At 45.2% G+C, this 19,188-nt stretch carries 21 protein-coding genes; 16 read left to right on the top strand and 5 right to left on the bottom strand.

What is annotated here, in order from left to right:
- Window positions 1-104: 104 nt before the first annotated feature.
- Window positions 105-857, top strand: a complete 753-nt coding sequence (locus tag BP97_RS0101995; protein ID WP_028547610.1) for a peptidoglycan-binding protein — start codon at window positions 105-107, stop codon at window positions 855-857.
- A gap of 127 nt (window positions 858-984) precedes the next feature.
- Entirely contained in the window at window positions 985-1,464 is a 480-nt protein-coding gene (gene mscL / locus BP97_RS0102000) for a large conductance mechanosensitive channel protein MscL (RefSeq protein WP_028547611.1), read from the top strand.
- 30 nt (window positions 1,465-1,494) lie between these two features.
- Here the strand turns inward: mscL and BP97_RS0102005 are convergent, their stop codons facing one another.
- Window positions 1,495-3,375 carry a terpene cyclase/mutase family protein gene (locus BP97_RS0102005; RefSeq protein ID WP_028547612.1) on the bottom strand — a complete coding sequence of 627 codons (1,881 nt, stop codon included), beginning with the start codon at window positions 3,373-3,375 and terminating at the stop codon, window positions 1,495-1,497.
- A gap of 148 nt (window positions 3,376-3,523) precedes the next feature.
- On the opposite strand from BP97_RS0102005, the gene BP97_RS38595 reads away from it, so the two are divergent.
- From BP97_RS38595 to BP97_RS0102025, 4 genes are all read left to right on the top strand, one after another.
- A complete protein-coding gene (locus tag BP97_RS38595) occupies window positions 3,524-4,387 on the top strand; it encodes an AraC family transcriptional regulator (protein WP_028547613.1) in 864 nt (287 codons plus the stop codon).
- A 112-nt stretch (window positions 4,388-4,499) separates the two neighbouring features.
- Window positions 4,500-5,537, top strand: coding sequence for a sorbitol dehydrogenase (locus tag BP97_RS0102015; RefSeq protein WP_028547614.1), 1,038 nt, complete (start codon window positions 4,500-4,502; stop codon window positions 5,535-5,537).
- Between the two features lie 25 nt (window positions 5,538-5,562).
- Window positions 5,563-6,687, top strand: a complete 1,125-nt coding sequence (locus tag BP97_RS0102020) for an alginate lyase family protein (protein WP_051620278.1) — start codon at window positions 5,563-5,565, stop codon at window positions 6,685-6,687.
- Window positions 6,688-6,906: 219 nt separating this feature from the next.
- Complete coding sequence (locus tag BP97_RS0102025; RefSeq protein ID WP_028547616.1) at window positions 6,907-7,131, top strand: helix-turn-helix domain-containing protein; 225 nt, start codon at window positions 6,907-6,909, stop codon at window positions 7,129-7,131.
- A 132-nt stretch (window positions 7,132-7,263) separates the two neighbouring features.
- Here BP97_RS0102025 and BP97_RS40565 read toward each other — a convergent pair whose 3' ends face one another.
- Complete coding sequence (locus tag BP97_RS40565; protein WP_197035397.1) at window positions 7,264-7,410, bottom strand: hypothetical protein; 147 nt, start codon at window positions 7,408-7,410, stop codon at window positions 7,264-7,266.
- Between the two features lie 192 nt (window positions 7,411-7,602).
- Between BP97_RS40565 and BP97_RS0102035 the strand changes: the two genes are divergently transcribed.
- From BP97_RS0102035 to yhfH, 6 genes are all read left to right on the top strand, one after another.
- On the top strand, window positions 7,603-8,283 hold the full coding sequence (locus BP97_RS0102035) for a stalk domain-containing protein (protein ID WP_028547617.1): 681 nt from the start codon (window positions 7,603-7,605) through the stop codon (window positions 8,281-8,283).
- A gap of 145 nt (window positions 8,284-8,428) precedes the next feature.
- A complete protein-coding gene (locus BP97_RS0102040; RefSeq protein WP_028547618.1) occupies window positions 8,429-8,902 on the top strand; it encodes an SRPBCC family protein in 474 nt (157 codons plus the stop codon).
- Window positions 8,903-8,915: 13 nt separating this feature from the next.
- Window positions 8,916-9,674 carry a hypothetical protein gene (locus tag BP97_RS0102045; protein ID WP_156043115.1) on the top strand — a complete coding sequence of 253 codons (759 nt, stop codon included), beginning with the start codon at window positions 8,916-8,918 and terminating at the stop codon, window positions 9,672-9,674.
- Window positions 9,675-9,852: 178 nt separating this feature from the next.
- Entirely contained in the window at window positions 9,853-11,154 is a 1,302-nt protein-coding gene (locus BP97_RS34925) for a beta/alpha barrel domain-containing protein (RefSeq protein ID WP_197035398.1), read from the top strand.
- 127 nt (window positions 11,155-11,281) lie between these two features.
- Complete coding sequence (locus BP97_RS34930) at window positions 11,282-12,274, top strand: phosphotransferase (RefSeq protein ID WP_051620280.1); 993 nt, start codon at window positions 11,282-11,284, stop codon at window positions 12,272-12,274.
- A 168-nt stretch (window positions 12,275-12,442) separates the two neighbouring features.
- Entirely contained in the window at window positions 12,443-12,655 is a 213-nt protein-coding gene (gene yhfH, locus BP97_RS41555; RefSeq protein ID WP_036745315.1) for a protein YhfH, read from the top strand.
- 49 nt (window positions 12,656-12,704) lie between these two features.
- On the opposite strand, the gene BP97_RS34940 is transcribed toward yhfH, so the two are convergent.
- Window positions 12,705-13,502 (bottom strand): class I SAM-dependent methyltransferase, encoded by a 798-nt coding sequence (locus tag BP97_RS34940; protein ID WP_051620281.1) that lies wholly within the window; start codon window positions 13,500-13,502, stop codon window positions 12,705-12,707.
- A 271-nt stretch (window positions 13,503-13,773) separates the two neighbouring features.
- Here BP97_RS34940 and BP97_RS0102070 point away from each other — a divergent pair, with 271 nt between their 5' ends.
- Entirely contained in the window at window positions 13,774-15,273 is a 1,500-nt protein-coding gene (locus BP97_RS0102070) for an extracellular solute-binding protein (RefSeq protein WP_028547620.1), read from the top strand.
- Window positions 15,274-15,350: 77 nt separating this feature from the next.
- On the opposite strand, the gene BP97_RS0102075 is transcribed toward BP97_RS0102070, so the two are convergent.
- Window positions 15,351-16,325 (bottom strand): HD domain-containing phosphohydrolase, encoded by a 975-nt coding sequence (locus BP97_RS0102075; protein ID WP_028547621.1) that lies wholly within the window; start codon window positions 16,323-16,325, stop codon window positions 15,351-15,353.
- Between the two features lie 313 nt (window positions 16,326-16,638).
- Between BP97_RS0102075 and BP97_RS0102080 the strand changes: the two genes are divergently transcribed.
- The 3 genes from BP97_RS0102080 to BP97_RS0102090 all read left to right on the top strand — a co-directional run bounded on the left by BP97_RS0102080 (window position 16,639) and on the right by BP97_RS0102090 (window position 18,498).
- Entirely contained in the window at window positions 16,639-16,863 is a 225-nt protein-coding gene (locus tag BP97_RS0102080) for a hypothetical protein (RefSeq protein WP_156043116.1), read from the top strand.
- A 112-nt stretch (window positions 16,864-16,975) separates the two neighbouring features.
- The gene (locus tag BP97_RS0102085) at window positions 16,976-17,728 is read left to right on the top strand and encodes an SDR family NAD(P)-dependent oxidoreductase (protein ID WP_028547623.1); all 753 of its coding nucleotides are present in this window, start codon (window positions 16,976-16,978) and stop codon (window positions 17,726-17,728) included.
- Between the two features lie 26 nt (window positions 17,729-17,754).
- Window positions 17,755-18,498, top strand: a complete 744-nt coding sequence (locus BP97_RS0102090) for an SDR family NAD(P)-dependent oxidoreductase (protein ID WP_028547624.1) — start codon at window positions 17,755-17,757, stop codon at window positions 18,496-18,498.
- Between the two features lie 109 nt (window positions 18,499-18,607).
- Here BP97_RS0102090 and BP97_RS0102095 read toward each other — a convergent pair whose 3' ends face one another.
- Window positions 18,608-19,168: an NADPH-dependent FMN reductase gene (locus BP97_RS0102095; protein WP_028547625.1), complete on the bottom strand. Its 561-nt coding sequence runs from the start codon at window positions 19,166-19,168 to the stop codon at window positions 18,608-18,610.
- Window positions 19,169-19,188: the final 20 nt, after the last annotated feature.

Below are 19,188 nucleotides of genomic sequence, written 5' to 3' on the forward strand. Positions count from 1 at the left end.
CGGAGCCCATCACAGGGTCTCCGATTTTTTTTGTTAAAAACCTGCACGGATGGGGATGCTTGGTATGATGAACAATATCGATACAAGCATGGAGGTATGGAGTCATGTTGGGCAATATGAGAAAAGGGAGAGCCGTTGTTATCCTGTTGATTTCTCTAATGCTGTTTGGACTATTCAGCGCAACTGGGTGGGGGTTCGGCAAAGAATCTCAAGGGCCAGACGTCTACGTTGTACAAGGGATGTTAAAGTCGCTTGGGTATTATCCAGGCGCTGTCTCGGGTTATTACGACGAAGAAACAGCGGCGGGTGTGAAACTGTTTCAAAAAGCAAATGGACTTCCGGAAACGGGAGCAGTGGACGATCGGACGCTTCAGGCGATCCTGTGGGCCTACAACCAGCTCAATGGCCCACGGAAACCTACTCCAAGCCCGGTACCAACTCCTTTGACCACCCCGAAGCCACCTTCTTCTTACCTTACCCATGATGAGCAGAAGATGGTCGATCTGATTAATAAAGAGCGCAAGCAAGAGGGATTGGCTCCCTTGAAGGTCATTGCCGATGTATCGTATACAGCGAGGCTCAAAAGTCAGGATATGGTGGAGAATAACTATTTCTCGCATAATTCCCCGAGGTATGGCTCACCGTTTGATATGCTTCAGCAGCGTGGGATAACCTATACTTCTGCAGGCGAAAACATCGCTTGTAATGAGACAGTTGAAGGGGCTCATCGGGTATTGATGGAGTCACCGGGTCATCGTGATAACATATTGGACAAAGACTATACTCACATCGGAATTGGAGTCGTAAAAGGCGGTTCCTGCGGCAAAATGTTCACACAGCAGTTTATCGCAAATTAAGCCAAAAAAGCTCTTCCAGGCTTTGCCAGGGGAGCTTTTTCGCGTTTTGGGCATCGACCGAATATGTGAAATGCAGTATTATAGAGATAAATAAGAAAAAGGAGTTTCAATACATATGGCTTCCAAGATACTTAAAGAGTTTAAAGATTTTGCTATGAAAGGTAACATGATCGATTTGGCGATCGGTGTCATTATCGGTGGTGCCTTCGGTAAAGTTGTTACATCGATTGTTAATGATGTTGTTATGCCGCCTATAGGCTTGCTCCTTGGCCGCGTCAATTTCTCGGACTTGTTCTTCAGCTTAAATGGAAATAGCTATGATTCGCTGGCTGATGCCAAAGCAGCCGGAGCACCTACGCTCAACATCGGATTGTTCATTAATACGCTGCTGGATTTCTTGATCGTTTCTTTCGTTATTTTCATTACGGTCAAACAATTGAACCGCCTTCGTAAAAAGCAGGAGGACAAGCCGGATCCGAAGAAAGAAACGAAGGAATGCCCTGAATGCTTGTCGGATATCCCAAAACAGGCCATCCGCTGCAAATTTTGCACCGCTTATGTCGAGCCTGCGGCTTCAATGGAATCGTCGCCGCGCACAATGAACTAATGCGAAAACCGCCCAATAAGGCGGTTTTTTTCAATTTATTAATGAGCCGTACTTCCTCAAATATTTTGAAAAGGTTAATAAGGGCCATACGAAATTTCCACTATGGTAATTGACGTATACGCTTCCGGGAAGACCGGACCCTGTTGGGTACGTAAACCGCCAATCGGAAATATGTAACAATTCAATTAAACGCTGGACCCCTCGTTCAATCTGGACAGTCGGGCGATCATGAGTATCGATCAGAAGATCGAGAGCCCAAGCAGTTTGCGAAGGAGTGCTGCTGTTTAATGCGACATAGTGTCGCCTGATATCGCTGTAACACGATTCCCCCCAGCCTCCATCTTCGTTCTGAATGCTTAGAATCCAGCGTACTGCCCTTTCAATAGCCGGATGATGCTGTGGAATACCGACAGCAAGCAGTCCGGTGACAGCGGCGCTGCTGCCGTGAATGTAGCAAATCCCCCAGCGCCCGAACCAGCTGCCGTTCATTTCTTGCTGGCGAATGATCCATTGTGCAGCTTTCTGTACAGGAAGACGGGCTACCGACTGACCAACCTCTTTGCCAAGAAATAGCAGGGTACGAGCCGTCAAATCTACGGTTGAACGATCTAGTATAATATCTTCGGCGTGTTCGAAAGCAAAGAGATGGGCCATTCGTTCTGGAGACTCCCTTTCAAAAGCAGACCAACCCCCGTCATCATTTTGCATGGCAAGCACCCAACGTAATCCGTTATGCCAGGCTTGTTTATACTCTGGGAGTGTGAGGGTATATGGCGTGATAGCTCTTAGTGCCGCCGTGCTGTCATCAATATCGGGATACAGCGTATTAATATTGGAAAATCCCCAGCCACCAGGCGGGGTGTCTGGGCACCGCAATGCCCAATCGCCAAAACGTGTTTGCTGACGGGACAGCAGGTACTCGGCCGATCTTTGAATAATAGGCTCTCTGGAAGAGACGCCTGATTGCTGTAGAGCAATACTTATCATGGCAGTGTCCCATATGGTCGATGTGGATACCTGCAGATGAGCTTTGTGGTCGCTAACGCATAGTAAAGTACTAAGGCTGCTAATCGCTTTATTCAGGAGAGGAGATTCGTTCTTGTACCCAAGAGATGTCAGGGCGTAGACCATGAGTATGGTTGCTGTAGAGTAGGTTAGCAGAGTTCCGTCTGGCTCAATTCGGTCGAGCATAAACATTTTAGCTTTGTCTACAGCAGCTTCATGAAGAGGAGCATGGAGGAACGGAGCGGCTTCCAGAAGACGATGAATGGCATGAATCCAGGATGGATGGCTTTCGAATGGAAGCTTTTCCCCGACATACAGATCGGATAAATCAGGTGTGCTCTCGGTTCGCAGTGAGTAATTAGCATTGGCCATGATCATGATGGGGACTAAGTGGACTCTCGCGTGCCCGGATAAGTCAAAGATGTTAAAGATGAACCAGGATGGCGCGAGCATGAACTCAACAGGAACTTTGAGCATATCAGGCCATGGCGACTGACCGGTAATAGCCAAAAATGCTTGCGTGAGCATCGTTTTAACTTGGGTTAACCCGCCACGGTTAAGGATGTACTGCTTGGCCTTTTGTATGCGTGAATCTTCTTTGGAGAAGTAGCCCGAGTACAATAGAGCATAATAGGCTTCAACTGTCGCCTCCAGATCACCTTCTGGTTGATCGTAAAACAGCTTCCACGCTCCGTTCTCCTCCTGCAAGCTGATGATTCGATTCGCAAGCTTCCGTATGACCGTTTCATCCCCCGTTCGTTGTAATGAACGAAGCAGCAGAATCATATAGGCGTCGGTCATAGGACCGGTTTCAAAACATAGCCGCCATGAGCCATCCGTATGCTGCAGCTGCTGCAACTTGGCTGTCATTTCGTTTATTTGCGCAATAATAGTTTTAGGATTCATAGTCCACCTCGATTTTCGATCCTACATCCTTATTTGTATGCTTCGAGAAAGTTACTATGCTCCTATCTGCCGCTATCTGGTGTCCGAGGCGGTTTTATTATAAACTAGGTGGGAAGATGCTTGTATTTCTAAGATTCGGGGGCTGTATATGAAACAATTGAGAGACTCCCAGCTAACGCTGCTCTGGACAGCGCGTATCGATTATTCTAAGGGCAGTCAGGTTGAGACTCACACGCATTCCGATTATGACCAGCTCCTGGTTGTTTTATCGGGCCATGGAAAAGTAACCTTTGGCCAGCAAGAGTGCGATATGCAGGAAGGGCACGCATATTTATTTATGAAAGGGATTTCACATAGCTTCCGATTTACAGGACAGAGCGTTACGCTTGATTTCAAATTTAGAATTTCAGACCCTGACATGGCGGAATATTTTTCTTCTATTAGACCTTTTAATGTATGTGAGGGCACCTATTTGGCGGAGCTGAAGCAATGGTATAAAATGTCGCTGCTTCAAGCAAGAAAGCCTGGAAGATTCCATCCCATGAGCATTGAGGCGGGGTTCAAAGGAACGCTTGTTTCGCTGCTTTCTAGTGAGAGCTCAGTGCAAACAGGGGTTTACACGGAATTAGGTTCCAAGGAATCTAGCGATCCTATCGTTCACTATATGAATACACATTTTGCTGATAAAATAACGCTCGGCTTGCTTTCGAAGCATTTTGGGTTTAATCCCAATTATTTGATCAAACGGTTTTTCGATAAAACTGGCATGACACCCATTCAATACTTGCAAGAGATTCGTTTGGAGAAAGCGAAGGAATATCTCGAGTTCACCGATCTGCCCATATCCGAGGTAGCGGAGAAGGTAGGATGGACACAAGCGTATTTTTCTAAAATATTAAAAAAACGAATGGGGCTCCCGCCGTCACAGTATCGGGACTCGCTATTGAATGCGATTGGGAAAGACATTATTTTGGAGCAGAACTTCTCCAATATATGGCGTATCGTTCCTTAAGGCAGAAACTGAATAATGACAATAAACAGATGAAGTTTGTCCCTGTTCGGTTCAAAGGTTCATCCTTTATAATTTTCAATGAATCGAACTAAAGTGGATAAGGGGCTAAACTATGGTTAGAAAAATGTCTGTTCCGCCGATGCAGCTGGTAGATTATGAAGGCGAAGGAACCCAGTTATGTGCGGTTGTTGAGGAAGTTGGCAGCATTACGCTAAAAAGAGCGCTTATTCCGGAGCCTGCCGAAGGAGAAGTTCGAGTCAAAGTAAAGTGGGTCGGTATTTGCGGCAGCGATGTGGAAGTGTTCAGAGGAGCACGTGAGCCGGAATTTATCTCCTATCCAACGAGACTGGGCCATGAAGTGGCTGGAGTTATTGATAAAGTAGGTCCCAATGTAATAGGGCTTAAGGTCGGAGACCCAGTCGCTCTCCGCTACATATGGGGGGCATTTGCCGAGTATGTTTGTTGTACTCCTTTTTCCGTGAAGGTGCTGCCCAAAGAGCTTCCGTTAATTGAAGGCTCATTAATTGAAGTGCTCCCCGGTATCATTCATGCGGCTGAGCTTGGTGAAATTTCTACAAACAAAAATGTGCTTATAACCGGACAAGGTGTCAGCGGTTTGGTGATGACGCAGGTCGTCAGCTTATTCAGCCCGAGGAATCTCGTTGTAACGGATTTATTCGATGAAAAGCTGGCTCTGGCTCGTAAATACGGTGCAACCCACACGTACAAAATGCCTTCACCGGATGCAAACACGATGGATATTGTAGGAAAAGATTTCCCTAATGGCTTCGATGTCGTTATTCCTTGCTTGCTCGAAGGCGACGGTATGGTGGACGCAATCAACGCTGCTGCACAAAATGGACGAATCGTGATGTACGGCTGTATTGGGACTTGTCATAAGCCAGTCGATTTTTTCAAAATCCATAAAAAACGGCTGGATATCTTCTCGACCGAGCCGAAGCGGGACATCGATAACCGTCGATATTTTGACCAGGGATTAGGGCTCGTTCTTGACGGGCTGGTTAACACCGAAGAAATGATTACGCATGTCGTCAAGCTGGATCAGGTGGCTGAGGCGTTCAAGCTTCGTAACGAGCATAAGGGAGATACCATTCATGTAATGATCGATTGCGAGATGAAAGCCGATTAGGCATCAATTGAAGGAGCGGGACACGATGATCAATCAAGCAATTTCCGGAAGCAGACAAGAACGTCTGGCTCTGTTTGATAAAGAATGGGTAATTAAGCAAGCGGAAGCGTCTTTGGCTGCAGATACGATACATATTACGGATTCCATAGCCAAGATGAGTGAGGGCGGTATTCACGATTTTTACTCCAATGGAGACTACTGGTGGCCTAATCCGGATACGCCGGACGGACTTCCCTATATTCAACGTGATGGTGAAAGCAATCCGAATAATTTTGGCAGTCACCGTCTCGGTCTGAGGAAAATGAGAACGCTCGTGGCTAACTTGGCCGCTGCCTACTTGCTGACAGGTCATGAAGCATACGCGGAGAAAGCAGTTCAATTTGTAAAAGAATTTTTCTTGGATGAAGCCACCCAGATGAATCCTCATTTGCTTTATGCGCAGGCGATTCCGGGCATTTGTGCGGGGCGCGGTATCGGTATTATCGACACGCTGCATTTGATCGATATTCCGTTCGCTGTAGAAGCATTGAAGGGATCACCTGCCTTGACAGAGGAGATTTATCTCGGGTTAAAGCAGTGGTTTGCTGACTACTTAACCTGGATGAGTACACATCCGAATGGGATTGAAGAGATGAATGCTCATAACAATCATTCTGTATGCTGGTTTGTTCAGGCCGCTGCCTTCGCTTGGTTTACCGGGAATGAGGAGATGCTGCAGCTTTGCAGACAGCGTTATAAAGAAAAGCTGCTGCCCGATCAAATGGCAGAAGACGGCAGCTTCCCTCGTGAATTAGCCCGGACGAAGCCGTATGGGTACGCGATATTCGTTCTGGATAATATGGTGACGCTGTGCCATATTTTATCGACACCTCAGGATGACTTGTGGAGCTATGAGCTGCCTGACGGTCGCGGCATACGCAAGGGAATGACGTATCTATTCCCCTATATGCAAGACAAGAGCAGCTGGCCGTATGCTCCGGATGTGGAGCATTTCGAAGGCTGGCCGGCTAAAGTATCAGGCTTGTTATTTGCAGGGCTTGCCTTGAAAAAAGAGGAGTATGTAGAGCTTTGGAAGCAGCTTGACCCGGATCCTACCGATATGGAGGTTCGTCGGAATATTGCGGTACGGCAGCCGGTGCTGTGGGTATAAGGAAATAGAACAAAGCAGGAAGCGTCTCTCGTTAAAGAGGGGACTCCTGCTTTGTTCTTTTTATGTTAAGGATAAAAGCTTGACTGCAAAGAGTTCTACCCTCGCAAAGCCCATTTTTTTCAGCTACTGCACCATTATATGTAGCGATTCATAAACTAACTTTGACTGTATCCCTACACCTTGTAATGATACAAAAACCCGGGCAAGGAGGGGTGACACTTGAAGGGCAGCGACCACAAAAGTAAATTTTTGCTAACCAATCGTGAACGCGAAGTTTTCGAACTGTTGGTGCAGGACAAAACTACCAAGGATATAGCACAACAGCTGTTTATCAGCGAGAAAACGGTGCGTAACCATATTTCTAACGTCATGCAAAAACTGAATGTAAAAGGTCGTTCACAAGCAGTTGTCGAGCTGATTAAGCTTGGGGAGTTAACCATCTGATCGCTCAGACAATCCCGCTTTGCACAGTCTAGTCCTATTTAGCTCTCTAATGCGCTTTCCTACAAAGGGGAAGAGGCTGGAGGGCTCTTTGGTTTTGAATACATATGGAGCTAACGAGGATAAAGGAGGACGTTAGTCCTCCGGTGTACGGTCAAGGAAGAGGCGAGTAACGGAAGTATATTCTCCTTTTTCCGTTTCTTCCTCGGATGCTTTTTCTTCCAGACTATCGTGCATGTTCATGCCTGGAGCGATGGTTGGCTCATCATGCTTGTTATCCATAGTTTATCACCTCCGTGGTTATCATTGGCAATGAGTGGCTAAGAAATACACTAACCGATTCATACATGAAGTTTCGAACTTTGGATCTATTGTCCTACTTATCAACGTAAACTATGATAGATATGGGACTATTTGCCATTCTTTGTTGAAGCAAAGACGTTCTCTACATCACAAATATAGGAGTGGAATGGATTGAAAAAGCTGATTATCGTATCATTAACCAGTGCTTCATTGTTGGTTGGACTGGGAACCGGGGTTTATGCAGGATCGAATTTGAAAGAAATTCAAGCGTACTTGAACGGAGATCTTAAAGTTCGTGTCAATGGGAGTGTAGCTCAGCTGAATGACGAGCAAGGGCTTGCAATGGAGCCTATCACTTATAATGGCAGTACATATCTGCCGGTACGCGGTGTAGCTAATGCTTTGAAGGTTGCTGTGGACTATGATGCTGTCAATAATGAGGTTATTTTGGGAGAAAAGGTGAACGGTACTCCCTTGAATGCGGAAAAGTACGATAACGTTCGTTACTCCAAAGAGCCCGGTCAAACGACTTACAAAGGTAAAAACTATCAGGAAGTACTGTACCAGCACAGCGATAATGAGCCGTTAGCACCCTCTCTCTTCATCACACCTGACAAAAAATACCAGAAGCTGAACTTAAAGCTTGCTGCAATCGATAAAGATATTACACAACTTGAAATCAAGGATCTGGACAGCAATGCGCTTTTGAAAAAGGTAGACACCATATCGATCAACGATGGTTTAAAAGATATTGAAGTCGATATCGGCGGCGTGAAAACGATTGTTATCAACTTCCACATCAAAGAGGGCGGAGGCTACATGGTTCCGTTAATTGACTCTTATTATAAATAAGCATGCATAACTTGCATATTGATTTGGCTCTCTTGGCCTATTCCTTATTACTAGGAAAAAGCCGGAGGGCTTTTTATTTTGCAGCTATGCATTCTCTTACATACAAGGTAAAATGACCATAAATAATGGGGAGGAGCGGAACAAAATGCCTGTAATTGAAATGTCCTTATATATTCAAGCTCCTGTTCAGCTATGCTTCGATTTATCCAGAAGTATTGATATCCATATGGAGTCTACATCTGAAACACAGGAGAAAGCAATCGCGGGAAGAACGAGTGGGTTGATTGAGTTGAATGAAACAGTGACGTGGGAAGCCGTTCACTTAGGGGTGCGACAAAGACTTACGGTTCGCATTACGGAGATGGAAGCACCGCAACGCTTTGTGGATGAAATGGTGAGTGGGGCCTTCAAACGATTTACCCATGTTCACGAATTTGTACCTTATGAGAATGGCACCCTGATGAAGGACCGGTTTGATTATACATCTCCATTAGGCGTCCTTGGCCGGCTTGCTGATACGCTATTTCTGGAGAAGTACATGACTCGCTTTTTGCGCCAGCGTAATGATTACATTAAGGAGACGGCTGAGAGGCAAATGGCAGCGAACGAACATGAATAAAAAAGGGGCCGACATGATGTTATTACGTAAGCTGGCAAGTGCCTATATGGTGTCTGCTCTGGTTATTATATTTTTTCTTCTGAGCTCGATACATGTTACTTCACCTGGTTCAACCTTATTTGATTTTTATGCGGCAGTCCTTATTTTCTCCTTATACGTAGTGCCTATTGTTTTTATTTATGGGGCAGGAGTGTCGGCCTTAGTAGAAGTTGTTTTAGGGAAGCTTCGAATGAATGTAACTATGAAACTACTTCTCCAAGTCGTCCTTCATGCTGTTTTTGGCTCCGTCTTGGGTATTATTGTCGATTCAAAGCTCTTTTGTCTATACGGAACGATAGCGGCTGTATTGTTCTTATTATTCGATAACCTGCTTTGTAAGCTAGAGGGCAGAATCCAGGCTAAGGGATGGCTTATATGGATAGCATCCCCCCTCGTGATTTTGGTATGTTTGCAAATATATAACCAATCCATTACGCCTCCACTACCTCCTTTTACGGAGAAGGATGCCGTAGAGTTCGCAACTTCAGGTAAGGGGACGGTTATCGATTATTTTCCGAAGCAGGTGGGTACACGGGTAATGACAATTGACGGCTATCGTGTAGAACGGGAAACACGTGTCGCCAAAACGAACAAGGAGGAATATGAGGTTACGTTCATAGAGAAATGGGAAAAAGATGGAGTTACCGGACAGCATTCCTATAATTATTCCGTCAGCAGAGGATCAATGACAGCTAATGGAGGAGGCGGAGACAGGATACCTTACTCTAGATAAGTACATAGCCGTAATAAAGGGCCATCTGGCGCATTTTCTTATAGGAGAATCGCAGGAAGGCCTTTGTTGTTCTATGTTGATAAATTTAATTTATATATAAAATAAAAATGAATAATTTTACTTATAATTTAATAAGGAATACAATACAACCAATACGACAAGAAAGGTTGTGATTCATTTGAATAATCAAGCCAATTGGTTTCGTGAGCAATTTCCTTATACAGCTCCGCCTCGTGTGTTGTTTGACGGAGTAGAGGTGCCGACAGCTATGCCGAACGATATTTTTATAACGGATACGACGTTTCGTGATGGACAGCAGGCGCGACCTCCTTATACTGTGAAGCAGATCGTAACCCTGTTCGATTATTTGCACCGCTTGTCAGGAGCTAACGGAGTTATTAGACAGTCGGAGTTTTTTCTGTACAGTGAAAAGGATCGTGAAGCAGCTTACAAATGTATGGAGAGAGGGTATCAATTCCCCGAAGTAACAGCTTGGATTCGCGCTATAAAGAAGGATTTTGCACTTGTCAAAGACATGGGTATCAAAGAAACGGGTATCTTAACCTCGATCTCGGACTACCATATCTATATGAAGCTGGGACTGGATCGTGAGAAAGCGATGAACCAATATCTGGATATCGTTGAATCCGCGCTAGCGGCGGGCATTCGACCTCGATGCCATCTGGAGGATGTGACTCGAGCGGATGTGCCTGGCTTCGTCATTCCTTTTGTACAGCGATTAGTGGAATTATCCGAGCAAAGCGGTATACCCATTAAAGTGCGTTTATGCGATACGATGGGCTACGGTGTTTCATACCCTGGAGCCGTGCTCCCTAGAAGTGTTCCACGTTTGATTCATACTTTGCGGGAAGAGACAGGAATTCGCAGTGAGCAATTGGAGTGGCACGGGCATAACGATTTTTACAAGGTGATGACGAATGCGGCGACGGCTTGGCTCTATGGCGTCGGGGGCGTTAATGGTACGCTGCTCGGATTTGGAGAAAGAACGGGCAACACGCCGATTGAAGGGCTATTGTTTGAATATATTGGGTTAACCGGGGACAATTCCATAGATACCACCGTCGTTACAGAGATTGCGGAATATTTTGAACGTGAGCTGGGATACGAGATACCACCTATGACACCTTTTGTCGGGAAGCAGTTCAATGTAACGGCAGCAGGGATTCATGCGGATGGGGTGATTAAGAATGAAGAGATTTACAACATTTTCGATACCGGTACGCTGTTAAAGCGTCCTTTGGGTGTGCAGGTGACAGATAAGGCAGGGGCAGCAGGAGTCGCTTTCTGGGTCAACAAACAGTTAGGACTTGAAGGAGTTCATCGCTTGGACAAAAAGCATGAGTCGATTCAGGTAATGACAGCCTGGGTGGCTGAGCAGTACAAGGATGGGCGTACGACGAGTTTGTCGGATTCAGAGCTGCTGGCGGCGGTACAACGGTTTTTACCGGACCTGTTTTAGCGCTTTTCATATAAGGGCAAACCAAGCTATCCAATTTATTGACATATTGTAAATAACCTATTGATGTTATGTCCTCTTTGGCATATATTGATCGTATGACAGAGAGAATGGAGATGGAGATGACCGCATGAAAGGACGTGACTGGTCAGTGGATAACGTACTTTTAGATCAGATTGTTTTACATGACGGTACACTCGATTCCAGCAAGCTGGCAAGCAGAGAGACCCTATATGTCGGGAGAAACGGGAAAGCGGTAGAACGGTTTGTTGTCGATCGGGATAGCAATCGTAGCTTCATATTCAAGCCGCTAACCAATCTGGAAACGATAGGCCGCGAAACATGGGTATACCAGAATCTCTTGCCTCATATTCCGGCGCGATTCCCTAACCTTCTCGCGCAGGCTAAGCATCAAGACGCAGATCGATATTGGGCCATTTATGAGGATTTGGGCAAGCTTGAGCACCGTTTTGACAGAGACACTCTGATCAAAGCAGCTGCGGAGATTCCATCCTGGCATCAGCTTCCGCTCGATAGTGTTCCGGAGGATTTCACAGGCCACACTCCGAATGCGGATAAAATTGTTCGAGAAGTGCAAGCGAAAAGCGATCTGTTGAAGTCGATTCTGGAACGGCTATCCTTCCCTACGTACTTAATTGAAAGGGCGCAGCGTATTGTTCAGCAGCTGGACGACGGATTATTATCAGAAATGACGGTCTCTCATGGCGATTACCATCCATTGAATTTGTCACTGCGTGATGATCAAATTACGATTCTAGATTGGGAGTACGTGCACCTTAACTCGCTGTATTGGGATTTATATAATCTGTTGGATATCACAAGCCCTAACTACAGGAGACCGGAAGTCACCGCTTCGTTAAGAAACGAAGTGCTTCAAGTGTACTATGCTCGTAGATTGCAGCTTGGCTGGAGCAGCCGCTTCTGTACGTTTCAAAAAAATTATTATCGCTACGCTCTCATCCATTCCTTATGGATTATGACACTTATTGAGAAAGACCTCCAAGCTGGCAGGGTGGATCGTTCAGGCTTATTGGAGCAGCAGCAGGAAACACGTGCGATCGTTATGGATATATTGCTTGAAGAAAACGAAATTAGAGATTAAATGTCGCAATAGCAGCAGGTTTAAACACACCAAGAGACCGAGTCAGTGCCCGGCATCTTGGTTTTTTTGTAAAATAAATAATTAGCTGCCAAATTCATGAAAGCGGTAACATTGAGATGCCTTTTGTTGTATACTTGTAAAAAAGCGATCAAAGGAGTGGTTTTGACTATGGGAGTAGAACCGATGAATCCTTCTGAATTGTATGCCGTTAAACGCTGCTGTCGCTGTGGAACTGACTTAGAGGAGCAAGCCGATTGTTACAAAAGCACCTGTGATGAGTGTGAGGGAAATACATTTTATCCCTTATCACCGCTGCAGCCAAAGGGAAAGCTTATGAAGTTCATGCAAGGAACCAATCTTATCGATGATTATTGGCGCTAAATAACCGTTCCCCCGCGGGGCTCTTTTTCTGAGCCGCTTGCGGGTTTTTTTATGTATTGCACGCTAGATAAATGCCCACCTGCTTAGGATCTGTCCACACACCTCCATATTGCTGCAGTCTTCTTTCTGCTTCGACCTCCAACCAAGAGAGCAATTCATCATACAACCGAGGATCGTTAGGAATGGACATATAGCTGAACATTGATGAAATATAGCGGACGATTGGAGCGCTTTCGCGGAAAACAAGAGCATTCGTGAGCAGCGTTTTTTTGACCTCAGCGAAGACCTCTCCAAGAATGGCCATAGCATTTTCTACACAGAACGTAGTAACTGGCGAAATCATTACAGGATAGCCGAAGGCTTGCAGCATATCGTTGTACAAGCTTTTGATCAGCTGTAATGAATTATTGGAATTAGTAATGGCTAGTATATGTCCTCCGGGAGCGAGAACTCTATCGAATTGGCGCAGAGCCTGAGGGATGTCCGGTACATGATACAGCATATGTCTGGCCGTAACCCATTGAAACTCACTGTCGGTAAAAGGGAGTTCTCTTACATCCCCCAGAATGCCCTCAATGCCTTCGCACTTCGTTTGTTCAACCATACCGGCTGATTGGTCTACCCCTACGAGACGACCTTGATGCCCCTTGTTCAATAAATGCCGCAAAAATCCGCCTGTACCGCAGCCTGCGTCCAACACGGCTTCTTGTCCAACGAGTTCCATCAAAGAAATAGCTTCGTCGTTCAAATTAATTTTTTTATCCGTGTACAAGGAATGGGTCTGAATGCGGATGCTCAACGGTTCTGCATTATCGTACTGCCGCGTTACGTGAATGGATTGTTCCATGTGGGATTAGCCTCCTTTTAAACCTATCGTACAATACAAAAGAAAGGGAGATAATGGAAATTTGCTTTCCTGATATGGATTTTTATGTGAAAAAAACACAAAAAAATAATAAATATGACTCATTAGGCTGTTGAAAATGAAGCTGAGGGCGTTTACATTAAGGATAGGAAGCGATGTGACATTATTCGACAAATACAACTGCCGGTTCTGAATGATTCTAGAGATCATTGGAAGTTAAAAGGACGACAGCCTAGAGAGGAAAATACAAATCATGGCGAAGAAAGCGACTACAACCGTGATTGTTAGTATGTTTGGATTGGCTGCCGCACTAACGAGCTGCAGTGGCATGAACGAAGAGACTTCAATGATAACAACCGACGTGAATAAGCCGCTTTCGATGCTTATGATGTGGTACGGAAACGATGTGCTATCGCCGGTAAAGCAGCAGCTGATACAGGAGAAAGTGAAAGATAAATTTAATGTAGATCTTAAGATACAAAACGTAGATAAAAATGATTACGACAATGAATTCAACACTGCTTTGATGAACGGTAGCAATCCGGATATTGTTTGGATGAACAATGTAATGACTAGACAAGCCGCATACAGCGGAGTGTTGCTGCCCCTTGATGATTTGGTAAAAAGCTCTCCGGTATGGAGTAAGATGCCCAAAGAGTATTTTGCTGACTCTACTTACAACGGTAAAATATATTCTTTGCCACAGCAGATTCAAGCTCCGGAATCGATTTATTACCGTGTGGACTGGGCGGAAAAGCTGAATATCAAACCGCCAACCAATCCTGACGAGCTGTACAAAATGTTGTATGCATTCGCCAAAAAAGATCCGGATGGTGACGGCAAAGCAAATACGACGGGTTTCACGATGGAGGGGAATTTAAGCCGTACGGGTGCGATATGGAGAATGTTTTTGCCTGCGGCCCCACGCAAGCTGGCCTTATACTTGGATAGCAAAGAGGATACGATCAAATCTGCTTATTTCTCTTCTACGGAGATGAAGAAGGCGCTGCAATGGCTGCGAAGAGGCTATGCGGACGGGGTATTGGATAAAGAATGGGTATTGGAAAAGAAAAAGACAGCGGAAGAAAAGTTCATTACAGGAAAAACCGGAGCTTGGATGATGGGAGCGGATATGATTTCGCCGCGCTATGATAAAATGAAAGCCAGCTTTCCTAATGTGAACATAACGTCGATCCCTCCAATAATAGGACCACATGGCTCCAATTATGTTGTGCGTGCTGGTTATTCCAGTAATTATGTTATTTTGTCCAAAACGCAAGATCCTGTGGCAGCCAAAAAAGTGCTGGATTACTTGCTGGGGCCAGAAGGGACAATGGATACACGGGTCGGAATTGAAGGACAGACCTATAGAGTGGAGAATAGTCAACTGCAATGGCTGATTAAAGGCGAGGATAAGTATTATGATCCTGGCTCTATTTTGTGCAGCGTTCATCCTCTGAAGCTGCCAGTTCCGATACCTGTATTGGAGCAAAATTTGAAGGCAGTAGAAGGCTTTAAGATGGAAATGAATACGAATACTTTATACATACCTCAGAGTGTACGTGCAAGTTCGAAGGCAGCCGATTTTGAAAAGCTTGCGTTGGAATATATTAGAAAAATTATTATGGGACAATCCCCAATAGATCAATATGATGAATTTATAGGCGAAGCGAAGAAGATGGGGCTTGAGTCCATTCTTAAGGAAATCAATGAGATTTATAAACGAGAGAAGAAATGGGCCGAAGAAAAATAAATGAAAAACGACCGGCATGGCACCTGTGAAGGTTTTCACGCAAACGGTCGTTTTTGTGTAAGGATAAAGCTGATTTTCTAAAGTATCATCAAAAAGCTGTCGATGAGATCAGGGTTGAACGAAATTCCTTTTTGTTCGATTAAATAAGCCATTGCATTTTCCTTACTCCATGCATCCTTATATGCCCGGCGGCTCGTTAATGCGTCGTAGACGTCCACAACGGAAACAACCTGAGCCTCAAACGGGATTTCGTCTCCCTTAAGCTTGGCCGGATAACCGCTGCCATCCCATTTTTCATGATGATATTGGATGATATGCTCAGCAATACGCAGCTCTTCTTGGAGGATTTCGTCCTCAAGCTCGCGAGATATTTTATTGACGATTTCGAGGCCGATCAGGGGATGGGTCTCCATAATATATCGCTCGTAGTGATTCAGTTTCCCAGGCTTGTATAGGATTCCCTCAGGAATTCCGGACTTACCGATATCGTGCATGATACTCGCATTGACGATTTGCTGAATATATTCAACGGGCAAGCCGAGCTTCAATCGCTCATTATGAAAGGTGAGCAGTTTCTCTGTTCCCTGCTGAACACGGGATAAATGCTCTTCGATATGCGGATCACGGATCTCACAGGAGATCGCCAAGACCTTCAATATTTCACTTTGCAGCTTGATTTTACGGGTTTCAGACAAATAGCTGCCTTCCGGCATTTGGTCTAGATCGCGAACGACTCCTACATAATACGTCCTTTGGTTCAGGATGATGGGGGTGATCGTAATGTTCGTGTGCCACACATCCTTATTCTTCTTACGGTTAATAAACACGCCGGACCATGCCAAATTCATTTGCAGTGATTCGCGCATATTTTTATATGTTTTTTGGGGAGTTAGGCGTGATCTTAAAAAGTTGGCTCTAAGACCAATCATATATTCACGAGTATAACCCGTTACTTCCTCATATTTGGAGTTAACCTCCACAATACGGTGATCCTCGTCCGTAATGATGACCCCATCGGCTAATTTCAGGTAAAAGTCAAGAGCCGCCTGCATGGTGTTCCTCCTTATGTATAGTAAAGCAGTAAGTGCAGGAGGTTTAGTTACCTCAAGCTAGTTTCTTCAATATTTTAACATAATCCATGAGATAAAGAGTTCACAATTTGTTGAATACTTCACTTTTTTGTGACGGAACCGTTATGGAGCAGGAACTTAAGAAATTTTTAAGCTTTCCTTAGGGGTACCTTAAATTGTAATTTGTATAATAGCCTATAAGATGCATAGCAAGCAAATAAGGAGCGGAATTCATGAGCGACATCTTAAAGACGGACGGCGTATGGGAAACCGCGCAATGATGGGGTGCCTGTTGATGAGCACAGAACTGGAAACAAGGGCAAAGGCCGTCAAAGAGTATGAAGTACGATGCTATCAGATCTGCTTTTATATATTGCAAAATGAAGCGAAGGCTCTACAGGCCGCATTGGCATGTGTTGAAGCTCTACTGCTAAATGATTCATTTTTCAAAATGCAGGTGAACGAACAGCAGGAGGCTGTCCGCAAGGCTTCGATCCGTTATTCGCTAAAGCAGGCTTAGTATGAATGCGCAACCAAAAGTAAAATATTTCTAAGATGACATAGGCTATATAATCCAGACTTAAAGACATAATACATGTTTAGAAAGTGATCTAAGCATGGAGGATTATGCAATGAGACTGGATGGAAAAGTAGCTCTTGTTACCGGAGCGGGTACTGGGATTGGCAAGACGACTGCTCTTCGTTTTGCTCGTGAAGGAGCCAAGGTCGTTGTAACGGATATTAATCAGAGCAGTGCTGAAGCAACGGCGCAAGCGATTCGCGATGCTGGAGGCCAAGCAGCCGCTTTTGCCCATGATGTAAGCAACGAGGAGCAGTGGGAGAAAGTTGTAGCTGAAGCGCAGTCCGCATTTCAGAAGATAGACATTTTGTTTAACAACGCCGGTATTTATATTATTAAACCTTTAGCGGACATAACACTGGAAGAATGGAACCGGTTGATGTCGATTAACGTGACTGGCGTATTCTTAGGAATGAAGCATGTCATGCCTGTTATGGCGTCCAATCAGGGAGGTTCGGTTATTAACGCTTCTTCCATAGCTGGGATCAATGGTGCGAGTGGACATACATTGTACGGAGCTAGTAAGGGAGCTGTACGGATCATGTCCAAGGACGCGGCTATCGAATATGCAACGCAAAAAGTTAGAGTCAATTCGATACACCCTGGTTATATTGATACGGGGATGGTCGAATATGCTTCCTCGGTGACTTCGGCGTCCAAATCGGAATTGGCGCAAATTTCTCCCAGCGGCCGTCTTGGCAGTGTTGAGGATGTTGCCCATATGGTGTTATTTCTCGCATCGGACGAGTCTACGCACGTAACCGGAGCTGAATTTGTAATTGACGGCGGGGCAACTGCCAAGTAAAGGACGAAAAGGAGGTTAGACAAGGTATGAGATTTAAAGATAAGGTTGCAATAGTGACTGGCGGCGCCAGCGGAATCGGTGAGACGACAGTTCGCCTGTTCGCTGATGAAGGAGCTAAGGTCGTCATTGCCGACTTCGCGGATCGAGGCCAAGAGCTCTCGAATCAGCTGAATCAGCAGGGACATGAGACGTTGTTTGTGAAAACGGATGTAACGAATGAAGAGCAAGTGAAGAACATGGTCTCCCAAACGGTCAAGCAATACGGCAAGCTAGACATCTTATTTGCCAATGCAGGAATTGCCAAGGATGCTCCTGCTCATGAGTTGAGTCTGGAGGCTTGGCAAAAAACGATCGATATCAATTTAACAGGTGTGTTTCTGTGCGACAAATATTCAATTGGGCAAATGCTGTCGCAAGGTACGGGTGGAGTGATTGTCAATTGTGGATCTATTCATAGTCACGCGGGAAAAGCAGGGGTAACCGCCTATTCGTCTGCCAAGGGCGGAGTGAAGCTTCTGACCCAAACGTTAGGTGTAACCTATGCCAAAGATCGCATCCGCGTCAATGCTATATGTCCGGGTTATATTGATACACCGCTCATTTCAGGGCGAAATGAAGCGATGAATGACCACCTGGTTAGTCTTCATCCGATGGGACGCTTAGGCAAACCGGAAGAAGTAGCGAAAGCAGTGCTTTTCCTGGCAAGCGAGGATGCTTCTTTTATTACCGGGACGAGCTTGCTTGTTGACGGAGGCTATACGGCTCAATAAGCATTGAACTTTTATCGAGCAAAAAAGAGACCGCTTCATCAAGCCATCAAAGGGTTTGATTGGAGCCGGTCTTGTTTATTGTAATGAAACGGTATACCGTCTGAAGGAATTACTTAGTAACGGCGATTTTTGCCTGCTGATTGAACCATTGGATGAAGTTATTCACGACAGTGTCCAAAAACTTCACTGTAGGCTCGTGAGTAAGGTTGCCTTCAGCGTCCATTTTCTCATGAACGACTCCAACATATACTTCGTTACCAGGAAGAAGTGGGGAACCTACTCCAGGCGAGAACAAAATATCACGCAAATGCATTTGAGCCTTAACGGTTCCGAGCACGCCCATCGATGCGCCCATAATCCAGGACGGTTTTCCGTTCAGAACTCTATCTACGCGGGACATCCAATCGATAGCATTGACCATAACGCCAGGTACAGTGCCGTTGTATTCTGGAACTAGCCAAAGTACGGCATCCGCAGCTGCAACTTTGCCTTTAAAATCTTTTACAGCGGCAGAAGGTTCATTTTCGATATCTTGGTCATAGAAAGGCAGATCACGCAGACTCAAAATTTCAAGTTCAAATTTGTCTTGATACCTTTGTTGGATATATTGCGCCAGCTTACGATTATAGGAGTCTTTACGGATACTTCCGACAATAGCAACTACTTTCATTGTGATTTACCTCCAAAAGT

Source organism: Paenibacillus sp. UNC451MF, from assembly GCF_000686845.1.
Lineage (GTDB): Bacteria > Bacillota > Bacilli > Paenibacillales > NBRC-103111 > Paenibacillus_S.

What these genes read in the sequence shown, in the direction of transcription:
- BP97_RS0102085 (WP_028547623.1), top strand. Translation starts at nt 16,976, where the DNA reads ATGAGACTGGATGGAAAAGTAGCTCTTGTTACCGGAGCGGGTACTGGG.
- BP97_RS34940 (WP_051620281.1), bottom strand. Translation starts at nt 13,502, where the DNA reads ATGGAACAATCCATTCACGTAACGCGGCAGTACGATAATGCAGAACCG.
- BP97_RS0102090 (WP_028547624.1), top strand. Translation starts at nt 17,755, where the DNA reads ATGAGATTTAAAGATAAGGTTGCAATAGTGACTGGCGGCGCCAGCGGA.
- BP97_RS0102070 (WP_028547620.1), top strand. Translation starts at nt 13,774, where the DNA reads ATGGCGAAGAAAGCGACTACAACCGTGATTGTTAGTATGTTTGGATTG.
- BP97_RS0102075 (WP_028547621.1), bottom strand. Translation starts at nt 16,325, where the DNA reads ATGCAGGCGGCTCTTGACTTTTACCTGAAATTAGCCGATGGGGTCATC.
- BP97_RS0101995 (WP_028547610.1), top strand. Translation starts at nt 105, where the DNA reads ATGTTGGGCAATATGAGAAAAGGGAGAGCCGTTGTTATCCTGTTGATT.
- yhfH (WP_036745315.1), top strand. Translation starts at nt 12,443, where the DNA reads ATGGGAGTAGAACCGATGAATCCTTCTGAATTGTATGCCGTTAAACGC.
- BP97_RS0102045 (WP_156043115.1), top strand. Translation starts at nt 8,916, where the DNA reads ATGATGTTATTACGTAAGCTGGCAAGTGCCTATATGGTGTCTGCTCTG.
- BP97_RS0102095 (WP_028547625.1), bottom strand. Translation starts at nt 19,168, where the DNA reads ATGAAAGTAGTTGCTATTGTCGGAAGTATCCGTAAAGACTCCTATAAT.
- BP97_RS0102005 (WP_028547612.1), bottom strand. Translation starts at nt 3,375, where the DNA reads ATGAATCCTAAAACTATTATTGCGCAAATAAACGAAATGACAGCCAAG.
- BP97_RS40565 (WP_197035397.1), bottom strand. Translation starts at nt 7,410, where the DNA reads ATGGATAACAAGCATGATGAGCCAACCATCGCTCCAGGCATGAACATG.
- BP97_RS38595 (WP_028547613.1), top strand. Translation starts at nt 3,524, where the DNA reads ATGAAACAATTGAGAGACTCCCAGCTAACGCTGCTCTGGACAGCGCGT.
- BP97_RS0102080 (WP_156043116.1), top strand. Translation starts at nt 16,639, where the DNA reads ATGAGCACAGAACTGGAAACAAGGGCAAAGGCCGTCAAAGAGTATGAA.
- BP97_RS0102020 (WP_051620278.1), top strand. Translation starts at nt 5,563, where the DNA reads ATGATCAATCAAGCAATTTCCGGAAGCAGACAAGAACGTCTGGCTCTG.
- BP97_RS0102015 (WP_028547614.1), top strand. Translation starts at nt 4,500, where the DNA reads ATGGTTAGAAAAATGTCTGTTCCGCCGATGCAGCTGGTAGATTATGAA.
- BP97_RS0102040 (WP_028547618.1), top strand. Translation starts at nt 8,429, where the DNA reads ATGCCTGTAATTGAAATGTCCTTATATATTCAAGCTCCTGTTCAGCTA.
- BP97_RS34930 (WP_051620280.1), top strand. Translation starts at nt 11,282, where the DNA reads ATGAAAGGACGTGACTGGTCAGTGGATAACGTACTTTTAGATCAGATT.